This is a genomic window from Segatella baroniae DSM 16972 = JCM 13447, assembly GCF_000426585.1.
GTDB classification, from domain to species: domain Bacteria; phylum Bacteroidota; class Bacteroidia; order Bacteroidales; family Bacteroidaceae; genus Prevotella; species Prevotella baroniae.
In genome coordinates this window covers 1-12753 of sequence record NZ_AUFQ01000001.1, presented here as the reverse complement: position 1 = coordinate 12753, position 12753 = coordinate 1, and the positions used below count along the sequence as shown (strand labels likewise).

Annotated in this window: 9 protein-coding genes; 8 read left to right on the top strand and 1 reads right to left on the bottom strand. The window is 49.8% G+C overall.

Annotated elements, in window-relative coordinates; translation table 11 throughout:
• The first annotated feature begins 35 nt into the window (after nucleotides 1–35).
• The gene (locus K334_RS0100050) at nucleotides 36–1199 is read left to right on the top strand and encodes a DUF3078 domain-containing protein (RefSeq protein ID WP_248623493.1); all 1164 of its coding nucleotides are present in this window, start codon (nucleotides 36–38) and stop codon (nucleotides 1197–1199) included.
• A 356-nt stretch (nucleotides 1200–1555) separates the two neighbouring features.
• Here K334_RS0100050 and K334_RS0100040 read toward each other — a convergent pair whose 3' ends face one another.
• Complete coding sequence (locus K334_RS0100040; RefSeq protein WP_027444333.1) at nucleotides 1556–3250, bottom strand: putative transporter; 1695 nt, start codon at nucleotides 3248–3250, stop codon at nucleotides 1556–1558.
• 175 nt (nucleotides 3251–3425) lie between these two features.
• Here K334_RS0100040 and ileS point away from each other — a divergent pair, with 175 nt between their 5' ends.
• From ileS to K334_RS0100005, 7 genes are all read left to right on the top strand, one after another.
• A complete protein-coding gene (gene ileS, locus K334_RS0100035; protein ID WP_025881138.1) occupies nucleotides 3426–7061 on the top strand; it encodes an isoleucine--tRNA ligase in 3636 nt (1211 codons plus the stop codon).
• 90 nt (nucleotides 7062–7151) lie between these two features.
• Nucleotides 7152–7541 carry a TraR/DksA family transcriptional regulator gene (locus K334_RS0100030; RefSeq protein WP_021590575.1) on the top strand — a complete coding sequence of 130 codons (390 nt, stop codon included), beginning with the start codon at nucleotides 7152–7154 and terminating at the stop codon, nucleotides 7539–7541.
• Nucleotides 7534–8175 carry a lipoprotein signal peptidase gene (locus tag K334_RS0100025; RefSeq protein WP_025881139.1) on the top strand — a complete coding sequence of 214 codons (642 nt, stop codon included), beginning with the start codon at nucleotides 7534–7536 and terminating at the stop codon, nucleotides 8173–8175. Before K334_RS0100030 ends, K334_RS0100025 begins: the two co-directional genes overlap by 8 nt.
• A 10-nt stretch (nucleotides 8176–8185) precedes the next feature.
• Entirely contained in the window at nucleotides 8186–9046 is an 861-nt protein-coding gene (locus K334_RS13155; protein WP_025881140.1) for a DUF4296 domain-containing protein, read from the top strand.
• A 27-nt stretch (nucleotides 9047–9073) separates the two neighbouring features.
• Nucleotides 9074–9922: a carboxylating nicotinate-nucleotide diphosphorylase gene (gene nadC, locus K334_RS0100015; RefSeq protein WP_036889676.1), complete on the top strand. Its 849-nt coding sequence runs from the start codon at nucleotides 9074–9076 to the stop codon at nucleotides 9920–9922.
• A 1-nt stretch (nucleotide 9923) separates the two neighbouring features.
• Complete coding sequence (locus K334_RS0100010) at nucleotides 9924–11573, top strand: dipeptidase (RefSeq protein ID WP_025881142.1); 1650 nt, start codon at nucleotides 9924–9926, stop codon at nucleotides 11571–11573.
• A gap of 280 nt (nucleotides 11574–11853) precedes the next feature.
• Complete coding sequence (locus tag K334_RS0100005; protein WP_027444332.1) at nucleotides 11854–12471, top strand: hypothetical protein; 618 nt, start codon at nucleotides 11854–11856, stop codon at nucleotides 12469–12471.
• Nucleotides 12472–12753 lie beyond the last annotated feature (282 nt).

Sequence of the window (12753 nt, the reverse complement as noted above, 5' to 3'; positions counted from 1 at the left end):
CTGTCGGAGATACACATTCTTTTGTTGAAAAGTATATGGAATCATTGCGCTCTCTATATCGTATCATCTATTCTGATTCCATCGAAAAGCCTTCGACCATTCGTTCGAAGGACATTGATTACGCCCCTTTGTTCTTGCCGTTGACGTATTATCGCAAAATCGCGGGTGACTGTCTGCGGCTCGACCTGGACTCGTCAGCCACGCCGGAAGTTCAGAAGTCGCTGCTCCACGTCTACCTGGAACGGCCGGACTTGGTGCAAAACACCGACAGGGAGCTTGACATCATCGGTGCCGTCGGCGAGTCGGAAGCCACCAAGATACAAAACCATCCGGATTTGGTCAACAAAGTGGCCCCCAAAGTGGTGGAGCCCGACGTCAAGCAGTTTGGCGTGAAGGTCTTCAAACCTAATTTCTGGTCGTATCACAGCGACTATTTCCTACAGTTCCTACAGAATTTTGTCACGTCAAACTGGTATAAAGGAGGTGAAAGCAACTACAGCATGGTCGGTGCCGTCACGCTTCAAGCCAACTACAACAACAAGCAGAAGGTGAAGTGGGACAACAAGTTGGAGTTGAAACTGGGTTTCCAGACGTCCAGGAGTGACAGTTTGCACAACCTGAAGACGTCGGAAGACCTGATTCGGTACACCGGCAAGTTGGGACTCCAGGCTTCCAGACGCTGGTACTACACCATACAATTGCTGACTTACACCCAGTTTATGCGTGGATTCAAGAACAACGACCGGCGGACATACAGCGACTTCCTGTCGCCGCTGAACATCAACCTCTCTGTCGGTATGGATTACAACGTGTTGTGGTTCAACAAGAAACTGGCGGGAACCATCCATTTGGCTCCGTTGGCCTACAACTTCAAGTATATAGGGCGCAAGTCATTGGCTGCGCGCTATGGCATTGACGAGGGGAAGCATGCCTTGCACGACTTCGGTTCGGAGTTCACGGTAGACTTGACGTGGAAGTTCAGCGACATGATGAACTGGAAGACGCGGCTCTTCGGCTACACGACATATCGCAGGGCGGAGCTGGAGTGGGAGAACACGCTGACATTCCAATTCAACAAATACATCTCCACCAAGGTGTTCGTCTATCCCCGCTTCGACGACGGAGCCTTGCGCGACGGCAAATACGGCTACTGGCAGTATAAGGAATACGCCAGCCTCGGCTTCTCCTACTCTTTCTGATTTCATGATATAATCCCATGGCATGGACAAAGGGCCGCGTCTGCGTTTCAAACGCAGCCCTTTGGGTGGCTGAAAGCTGTCCTTTTAGCCGTCAAAAGCTGTCCTTTTGCATTCTCGAAGGGCAGCGGTTGGAAACCGACAGATGGCTTTTGGAAAAGCAACGCTTCTTGAACGCGCAAGGGTGGGCCGACGGCGGCTTGCCGGCTGTTGGCGCATTGTGCAGGAAAAGCTGCGGCGTTGTGTGGCGTCATCAAACAAGCAATGCACAATTGAGAGGCGGTCGAAACGCAACCACGTGGATGTTGCGTATTCAAAGCTTCTCAATTGTGCATTGTCGTAGAGGGTTGCCCGTATGGTCAGGCTCCGCAGAAGAACAAAACGATGATTTGAGCCGTAAATATTCTGAGGAACATACTTAGCGGATAGACTGTACTATAGCCTACGGCAGGCGCCTCTTTGGAACAAATGCTGTTGGCATAGGCCAATGCCGGTGGGTCGGTATAGGTTCCGGAAATCATACCCATGATGGTGAAGTAGTTGAATTTGAACTTCAAGCGGGCAATCGGGCCGACGATCAAAATGGGAATGATGGTTATCAAAAAGCCTGTATAGACGTATTTCAATCCGTCACCGGCAATCACCGTATCCCAGAAACCGGCACCCGCCTTGATTCCGACGGACGCCAGGAAGAGGGCCAGTCCAAATTCGCGCAGCATCATGTTGGCCGACGTGGTGGTGTAGGTGACCAGTTTGACGCGATAGCCGAAGCGTCCGATGAGAATGGCGATGATTAGCGGGCCGCCGGCTATACCCAGTTTGAGTGGGACGGGCATTCCGTAGATGGCGAGTGGAATGCTTCCAAACAAGATACCGACGAGAATGCCGATGAAGATGGTTGCGATGTTGGGTGCGTCAAGGCGCTTGACGGAGTTGCCCATCATTTCGGCAACACGGTTTACATTGTCTTCCGGGCCGACAACCATGATGCGGTCGCCCACATGGAAGTGGTGGTCGCGGCTGGCAAAGAGGTCCATGCCCTGACGTGTGATGCGGGTCACGTTGACCCCATAGACACTGTTGAAGTGCATCTTGCCGAGCGTCTTGCCGTTCATGGAAGGACGGGTGACGACGATTCGTCTGGAAACCATGGGCTGCTTCTCCGCTTCGACGTTCCAAGGCGTGTCCAAGGCCGGGCCGATGAAAGCCTGGATGGCTTCGGCATCGGCTTCGGCACAAACGATGAAGAGCTCGTCGTCGAGTGCGAACACCGTGTCGCGTGTCGGGATGGTGACCTGCCCGTCGTGGAGCATGCGTGAACAAACCATGTCGCGGTTCAGAAACTCTGAGATTTCGCCCAGCGTGCGGCCTGCAATATAGGCATTGGTCACTTTCAGGTGCATCTGATGGGGCTTGGCGTGCGGGTTCTCGGCCTCTTGCTCTTCCAGAGCCTTCTCTTCATTCTCCAGCTTGACACGGCAGATGTAGCGGATGGCTATCGTCGCGCCGATGATTCCCAGTACGCCCAGCGGATAGGCACATGCATATCCCGAAGCAATCTGGGGGACGCTGCCCTTTGGAAAGACGCTGGTCAACGCCTCGTTGGCCGCACCCAGCCCCGGCGTGTTGGTCACGGCACCGTATAACGTTCCGACCATCATGGGCAGATTCAGCTTGTTGTCGGTGTCGAAGAACAGATAGTAGCAGCTGAACATCACGAGGATGTTGAGTAAAATCATGGCTGTGGCAAGCCCGTTCAGCGCAACGCCGCCCTTGCGGAAACTCTCGAAGAATCCAGGGCCTACCTGCAGACCGATACAGAACACAAAGAGAATCAACCCGAAGTCCTGCACGAAGGTCAGAATGTTTGTCGGTGCGGTGAAACCGATGTGCCCGGCAACGATTCCGGCAAACAAGACAAAGGTGACGCCCAAAGAAATACCGCCGATTTTTACTTTTCCAAGTAAAACACCGACGGCGATGACTATGGAATAAAGCAGCGCAATATGGGCCACCGAATCCTGGGTTGTGAAGAGATTAATTAACCAATCCATTTCAACGATATAGTTTTTAGTTTTTAAAAATTGTTTGCAAAAATACATATTTTCAAGCAATTAGCAAAAAGTTACCGCACATTTCACTTTTCTTTCTCTCATTTTGGCTTTCATACATTTTTTTCTTACCTTTGCGCACATTATTTTGATGTATAAAGATAAAAGCAAGAGAAATATGGCTAAGAAGTTTGCCGAACATACTGGATTGAATTTGACAAAGACGAACGAGGATGTATTGGCGGAATGGAACAGGAAGGATATATTCCATAAAACGATAGACGAACGTGAAGGTTGCCCACAGTTTATTTTCTTTGAAGGGCCTCCGTCTGCCAATGGACATCCGGGAATCCACCACGTGTTGGCCAGGGCCATCAAAGATACATTCAACAGATACAAGACCATGAAGGGTTTCCAAGTCCATCGCAAGGCGGGATGGGACACGCATGGCTTGCCCGTTGAGCTGGGGGTGGAAAAAGAACTCGGCATAACGAAGAAGGATATTGACAACAAGACTTCCGAAAAATACATTTCAACGGAGGAATATAATAAGAGGTGTCGTGAGAATGTCATGAAGTTTACGGCTGAATGGCGTGAACTGACTGAGAAGATGGGTTACTTTGTCGATTTGGACAATCCATATATCACTTACGACAACAAATATATAGAAACGTTATGGTGGCTGTTGAAGCAGTTGTATAATAAAGGTTTATTGTATAAAGGCTACACGATTCAGCCCTATTCGCCGGCAGCCGGTACGGGATTGTCGAGCCACGAATTGAATCAGCCCGGTTGCTATCGTGATGTTAAAGATACAACCGTTACGGCCCAGTTCCTTATTAGAGACCCAAAGACGGAATGGACAAAGCACGGCAAACCTTATTTCATCGCCTGGACGACGACCCCTTGGACACTTGCTTCGAATGTGGCGCTTTGTGTCGGCCCCAAGATAGATTATGTTGCGATTGAAACCTATAATCCGTATGATGGAGAGGCACTGACATTGGTGATGGCCGAAAGCCGGATTGCCGCATATCTCAACCCGGATTGGGAGGTGAAAGAAGGTGAGTTGGGAGCTTTCGACAAGGAAGGCAGGAAATGTCCATGGCGGATTGTTGACAGAATGAAGGGAACCGATTTGGAAGGCCTTCACTATCGGCAGCTCATGCCATGGGTGAAACCCTGTGAGAAGCTTGACGACTTCTCGCCCGCATTTGTTGTGGACTATGCTGCGGCCCATCCCGACAACATCTTTGAAAGTGAGGATGGTCGTGACAGGTTTGTGGAAATGGACAGCGAGGCTTTCAGGGTTATCTTGGGTGATTATGTCACAACCGAAGATGGTACGGGTATCGTCCATATAGCCCCGACTTTTGGCGCGGACGACGCCAAGGTGGCCAAAGACGCCAATATTCCGGCACTATATCTCATCAACAAGCAGGGGGAAACTCGCCCCATGGTTGATTTGCAAGGCAAGTATTATGTGATGGAAGACCTTGACGCCAATTTCGTGAAAGCATGTGTCGATGTTGAAAAATATGGACACCATGCAGGCGATTATGTCAAAAATTCCTACAATCCTAAGTACAACCCAGATGGCGTTTGGGACAAGAAGGCCAGTGAAAAGGACGAGGACTTGAATGTTGTCATCTGCATGGAGATGAAGCAGGAAGGTTCTGCATTCAAGATAGAAAAGCATGTCCACAATTATCCGCATTGCTGGCGCACGGACAAGCCCATTCTTTATTACCCGCTTGACAGTTGGTTCATCAAGGATACCGCCAAGAAAGAGCGGATGGTGGAATTGAACAAAACGATTCGTTGGCAACCGGAATCAACGGGTACCGGCCGATTTGGAAACTGGTTGGAGAACTTGAATGACTGGAATCTTTCCCGGTCGCGTTTCTGGGGCACCCCGCTTCCGCTTTGGCGCGACGACAAACGGCACGAAAAGTGCATCGGCAGTCTGGAAGAACTCTATGCCGAAGTGGAAAAGAGTGTCGCGGCTGGCGTGATGAAGAGCAACCCTCTGAAGGACAATGGTTTTGTTCCAGGAGATTATAGCAAGGAAAACTATGACAAGGTGGACTTGCACCGCCCTTATGTGGACAACATCGTCCTGGTCAATGAGGCAGGCGAACCCATGAAACGTGAAACTGATTTGATAGACGTTTGGTTTGACTCTGGTTCCATGCCTTATGCACAGCAGCACTATCCGTTCGAAGGAGAACTTGCCGCAGATGGTCTGAAAGCTACAGGCTTGAGCGAAGCTGAGTATCGTCGTCAGTTGGTAACGTCCACTTATGCTGGGATTCCAGTCCCTCCGGCGTTCTATCCTGCCGATTTCATCAACGAAGGGGTTGACCAGACGCGTGGGTGGTTCTTCACGTTGCATGCTATTTCCACGATGGTGTTTGACCATGTTTCCTTTAAGAATGTCATTTCTACGGGCCTTGTCCTTGACGCCAAGGGAAACAAGATGAGCAAACATGTCGGCAATGTGACCAATCCGTTTGAAATGATAGGGAAGTATGGGGCTGACCCCGTGCGTTTCTATATGATGACCAACTCCGAGCCTTGGGACAACTTGAAGTTCGACCCCAATGGGGTAGACGAGATTCATCGCAAGTTCTTCGGTACGCTTTATAACACCTATAGCTTCTTTGCTTTATACGCGAATGTAGACGGCTTTGATCCGAGTGTTCAATCGGTGGCGTTGGAGAAGCGTCCCGAGATAGATCGATGGATCATTTCAAAAGTCAATACGCTCATCAAGAACGTAGAAAGCGAACTGGAGAATTACGACCCTACACGTGCCGGTCGTTTGATAGACCTCTTTGTCAATGATGATTTGAGCAACTGGTATGTACGCTTGAACCGCAAGCGTTTCTGGGGTACGGAGATGAGCGAAGACAAGTTGAGCGCCTATCAGACATTGTACACTTGCTTGATGACGGTCGCAAAGCTGTTGGCTCCATTTGCTCCGTTCTACGCAGACGAACTCTACCATGACTTGGGTGGTAGATTGCAGAGTGTCCATCTGGACAAGTTCCCCACCGTGGACGGAGAAGCCATTGATTCCGAACTGGAAGCAAGGATGGGTATGGCGCAGAAGATTACTTCCATGACCTTGGCCTTGCGGCGCAAAGTCAATATCAAGGTGCGGCAGCCGTTGGCACAAATTATGATACCAGCTGTCGATGAAAAGCAGAAGGAGCATATCGCAGCCGTTGCAGGCCTCATCAAGAGCGAGGTGAATGTGAAAGAGCTGCTGTTTGTTGAAGGCCAAGGAATATTGGTCAAGAAGGTGAAGTGCAACTTCCGGGTAATGGGCAAGAAGTTCGGAAAGCTCATGAAGCAGGTTGCCGCAAAGGTGGATACACTTAGTCAGGATGAGATAGCCCTGTTGGAAGCGCAAGGTTCGTTCTGCTTTGATGTAGAAGGGCAGAACGTGACGGTTGAAGCTTCCGACGTCGAAATTATCAGTGAAGACATTCCTGGCTGGCTGGTCAGCAATGACGGCAATCTCACGGTGGCATTGGAAGTGGAATTGACCGACGAACTGAAGCGTGAGGGCATGGCTCGGGAACTCATTAACCGAATCCAAAACTTGCGCAAGGAAGCAGGCTTTGAGATAACCGACCGCATTGTTGTCGCCGTTGCTCCGAACAAGGAGACCGACGCGGCCATTGAGTCTTTCGGCGACATGATTAAAGCGCAGGTCTTGGCGAATGACATCAAGGTGGAACCCAATGATGGTGTTGAAGTCGAATTTGACGAGTTCAACTTGAATATCCAAGTGGAAAAGAGTTGACGTGCTATCTTTAGATGGATGATTCCCCGAACACATTTGGGAAATCATTCATCTTTTCAATAACAAAACAATATTGTAATCTTTACATTTATGGAAACGAGAGTAAGATACAGTGATGAGGATCTTGACGAATTCCGCAAGATTATCAATGAGAAACTGGCCGTTGCCCGTCGTGATTATCAGTCCATGATGAAGCAGTTGATGAACCAGGAAGGAAATGGTGTAGACGATACTTCTCCTACTTACAACAAAGTGTTGGAAGAGGGTGGTGCAAACCAAAGCAAGGAGGAGATGATTCAGTTGGCTCAACGTCAGCAGAAATTCATCAAGGGACTGGAGGCTGCGCTCATAAGGATTGAGAACAAAACTTACGGTATTGACCGTATTACAGGCGAGCTTATTCCGAAAGAACGGCTTCGGATCGTGCCCCATGCAACGCTCAGTGTGGCTTCAAAGAACGCCAGGAAGAACAATGAGTAAGTTCAAAAAGCTTTTTCCAGACTTTGGGTTGGCCTTTATTTTGATGCTTGTAATCGTTTTGATTGACCAAATCATCAAAATAGAGGTTAAAACCAATATGTATCTGGGAGAGTCCATCCATGTCACAGACTGGTTCTACATCTCCTTTATCGAGAACAACGGCATGGCGTATGGAATGACTTTCATCAACAAGATAGTTCTTACAAGCATACGTTTGGTAGCCGTAGTGCTGCTGATATGGTATATGGTGCGACTGGTGAAGATGAAACACCGGCTCAGTTATCTTCTTTGTCTGGCGATGATAACCGCCGGGGCTGCCGGAAACATTTTTGACTGCGTTTTTTATGGGCAGATATTCACCGCCTCATCTCCCTATTACATCTCAGAGTGGACGAATTGGGGCAGCGGCTATGCCTCTTTGCTGCAAGGAAAGGTCGTGGACATGTTCTATTTTCCCCTCATCGTGAGCACTTGGCCTGAATGGGTTCCCTTTAAAGGAGGCGAACAGTTTGTCTTCTTTTCACCTGTTTTTAATTTTGCAGACGCTTGCATCTCTGTTGGAGTTGTCTTGATGTTGATTTTTTTCCGGCACGATTTGGAATCTTTATCCGAGGTCTTTCACTTAAAAAAATGATGACAGGCAAGTGAAGAAAATACTGTTGCTCTTTTGCATAGCTGTGACGGTTGCGTCCTGCAAGCCGGGCGTCCCTTCAAAATATATCCAGCCGAGCGAGTTGGAGGACATTTTGTATGATTACCACATCGCCGACGGTATGGCTCAACTGCCAGGCGCGGACTCCTTGTCGCTCATGTCCTATCGTCAGGCGATGTTTAACAAGTATAATATAACCAAGGCGGATTTCGATTCGTCGATGGTTTATTATATGCGGCATGCGGATTTGTTGCATTCTGTCTACCAGAAACTGGCTGACCGCATGGGCATAGAGGCAGCCGGACTGGGTACGGCTTCTACAAACATTGCGCTTTCTACAGCTTCGGGGGATACTGCAAACGTGTGGAACGGCGACAAGTCGCTGGCCTTGTCTACATTCAAGCCCGCCAACCTGCATTCGTTTGTCTTGGAAGCCGACACTGCGTTTCATGCCGGCGACCGAATCATGTTGAATTTTGACACGCAGTTCATTTTCCAAGACGGCATGAGAGACGGGGTTGCCGTGCTGGCTGTCGAGTTTAAGAACGACAGCATAGCTACGCAGAATGTCCGCATGTCCAGTTCATCACATTTCTCTATGAGCATAGAGGACGAACGACGCCTTGGAATCAAGCGCGTGAGGGGCTTCTTCCTCTTGAACGGCAATGTGGGGGCTGGTCAAAATCTTTCAACACTGAAGCTGATGTTCATCGACAGCATACAACTTGTTCGAATGCATCAAGCAAAGAAAAAGCCGGAAGAAGGCCGCCCTGGCTCAAAGGATTCCATACCCACGAAGACGGACAGGCTGGAGGCAACTCTTTCTTCGAAGGAGATAAAGTTGGTACGATAAAATAATGAATTCAGAAATACAAAGATTATGTTGTCAATAGACGAATTGGAAGACAGACTGATAGACCTGGCATTTTCAGAAGATATTGGAGACGGCGACCATACGACCTTGTGTTGCATACCCGAAGATGCCCAAGGTCGGTCGCATTTGCTCATCAAAGAGGAGGGGGTGCTGGCTGGAGTGGAAATGGCGAAGAAGGTCTTTGCCCGCTTCGACCCCACTTTGCAGGTCGACGTCCTTATCGAAGACGGAAGTTGTGTCAAACCGGGAGATATCGCGATGGTGGTTTCAGGGAAAACACGCTCACTCCTCCAGACCGAGCGGCTCATGCTGAACATCATGCAGCGAATGAGCGGCATTGCCACCACGACCCGCCGCTACGTGCAGCGGCTCGAAGGCACCCATACGCAAGTATTGGACACCCGAAAGACCACGCCGGGGCTACGCATGCTCGAAAAGCAGGCCGTGAAGATCGGTGGCGGGACGAACCACCGCATAGGCCTTTTCGACATGATTCTCTTGAAAGACAACCATGTCGACTTTGCGGGCGGCATAGAGAACGCCATCGATCGTTGCCACGCCTATCTCGATGAGAAGAACTTGAAGCTGAAAATAGAGATTGAAGTGCGCAATTTCGATGAACTTCGGCGGGTCCTCGAACATGGTGGCGTCGACAGAATCATGCTTGACAACTTCTCCGTAGCGGATACGAAGAAGGCCGTCGAGTTGATCGACCATCGTTTTGAGACTGAATCGAGTGGGGGAATCACCTTCGACACGCTGAGGGATTATGCCGAGCAAGGTGTCGATTTCATCAGTGTCGGAGCGCTGACCCATAGTGTCAAGGGATTGGATATGAGTTTTAAAGCTTGTTGATATGAAGAGATTTTATGTACTTGCAATGGGCTTGCTGCTTGCCGCAAGCTATTCACTGGCCTGCACCAACTTTATTGTTGGCAAGAAAGCCAGCGTTAATGGTAGTGTCATCTGCACTTATAATGCCGACGATTACGGCATGTTCATCGGGCTGGCCCACTATCCGGGCGGCTCCCACGCCAAAGGCGAGATGCGCCAGGTGTATGACTGGGACTCCAAAGTGTATCATGGTCAGATACCCGAAGCGCCGGTAACCTACAATGTCATCGGCAACATCAACGAATATCAGGTGACGATAGGCGAGACAACCTACGGAGGCCGCGAGGAAATGGTCGATTCCACGGGTATCCTCGACTATGGCAGTCTCATCTATATCGCTCTCCAACGGTCGAGGACGGCCCGTGAGGCCATCCGTGTCATGACGACATTGGCTGAGACTTACGGCTACAACAGTGAGGGCGAGACTTTCACCATCTGCGACCCCAACGAGGCGTGGATAATGGAAATGATGGGCAAGGGGCCAGGTTCAAAAGGTGTCGTCTGGGTGGCACAGCGCATTCCTGACGACGCCATCTGCGCCCATGCCAATCAAAGTCGCATCGGGAAGTTCAATATGAAGGACAAGCAGAACGTTCTTTATTCGAAAGACGTGATCAAGTTTGCCCGTCAGAAAGGCTGGTTCACGGGCAAGGATGCGGACTTCTCTTGGAAGATGGTCTATGCCGCCCCCGATTTTTCAGGCCGTCGCTTTTGCGATGCACGCGTTTGGGCTTTCTTCAATCACTTCAAGAGCGGCTTCGACCGCTATCTGCCTTGGGCCGAAGGCAAGGACCCCTACGCTGAAGACATGCCCCTTTGGGTCGTACCTGACCGCAAACTGAGCATTCAAGATGTGCAGATGGCCATGCGCGACCACTACGAAGGGACGCCTTTGGCCACCGACACGCTCGACTTCGGCGGTGGCATTTGGCAAATGCCTTATCGCCCTACGCCGTTGACTTTCAAGGTGGGCGGCAGGAAATACTTCAACGAACGCCCTACGAGCACCCAGCAGACGGGGTTCTCCTATGTCAGCGAAATGCGCTCATGGCTTCCTCGCGAGATTGGCGGTGTCCTCTGGTTTGGCAACGACGACGGAAATATGGTCGCCTATACGCCTGTCTACTGTGGCAATACGGTTCAGCCGGAATGCTACAACACGCCCGGTGCCGACGCACTTACGTTTTCTATGAAAAACGCCTATTGGATTTGCAACTGGGTGAGCAACATGGTTTATCCGCGTTACAGCAGCCTGTTTCCCGATTTGAAAGAAGTGAGAGACAGTCTGGAGCGCAGTTATTTCGCCCGACAGGATGAGGTGGAGGCTCATGCCAAGGCTCTCTATGCGACAGACAAGGCCGCCGCGTTGAAGTATCTCAACGACTACAGCAACCTTCAGGCTCAGCGTATGCTGGACAGGTGGAAAGAGTTGGCCGTTTATCTCATTGTCAAGCACAACGACATGGCTGTGAAGCCGACGAAAGACGGCCGCTTCCTGCGCACGGAGACCGGACTTGGTGCACGGGTAGAACGTCCCGGCTATCCGGCGGCGTTTGCCGAGAAGCTTGTTCGGGCCACCGGAACGAAGTTCGAGGTACCGAAAAACAAATGACCTGCCAGTATTCCGCAATGAGAAGCAGACCCGTTTTGTGTAGATAGAGGCTGAAGGAGTGTAAAACGAACAGTTCGTCGTTGTCGATGAAGGCATGTTGGTTTTACACTCTTTGCCTCAAATTTGACCATTGAGGTTCACATACACCTATGTAATTAGCGTGAAAATGTATTTCGATTGTGATGGGAAATCAATCCGCTTGCAGCTCCCATGAAGTTGCTGCATCCATTGTTTGAGGCTTTTTTCCCATCATTATCTTTGTAAAAGAAAGACATAAAGAATGAACCGGATATCGTATATGATTGGTTTCTGTTGGCTGATGTTGTTGTGGGCGACGCCTGCGTTGACTGCACCCACGCAGCATGAGGTCGCACTTGAGGCTTTCAGGCAGGCACTGCAACAGGAGGAGACAACTTTTGCGCTGCCCCTCGGGCAAGGGCTTTCACTCCCATTGCGGTGGAGCGAAAGCGTCAATTCGTTTTCTTCGCAAGGCATTCGCACCTATGTGGGAAAGTGGCAGGGAAATTCCGTGGCCTATCTGAGCATTGACGATAAAGGAAACGTGGTGGGAAATCTTGTCTATGGACAAGGTTACGACATCTCTTCAGCCGGCGGAAGGCTGGTGGTTGCCCCCATGCGTCACGTTGCCGGAGCGTGTGGGCTGCATTCCGGGCAGACGGGAGGGGAAACCAGGGCAGGGGAGACAGGCCGCCACTTGGATTCACCGACATCCGCAACGCCGTGGTTTCAGTCGGAGGCGGTTGAGCAGGAGTCCCCTCGCATTGCCGATGGAACTTTTCGTGTGTTTCGTTTGGCGGTGTTTATGAGCTATAATGAGTTTAGTAATGATAAAAAAATAACTTGGTATTTTTTTCTCTCTCTCCATGAAACCATATAGTTCCATTTCTGGAGTTTTTCATCAATTGAATACACTGCTCAAGACCGATGCCTCGGCTCCGAAAATGTACCAAGTTATTTTTTAATCATTACTAAAAACAAGCTGTGGCGCTTATTTTTTTGAGAAATCCTTGCATATCTCGAAGAATTTCCATATATTTGCCACACATTATATATGTGTATTTTGTAAATCCTTAATTCCGCAACACTATTATAAATTAAACTTTTTAAGTACCTGAGCAACAAAAAGTTGCTCAGGATTTTGCCATGTCAGAATTTTCAC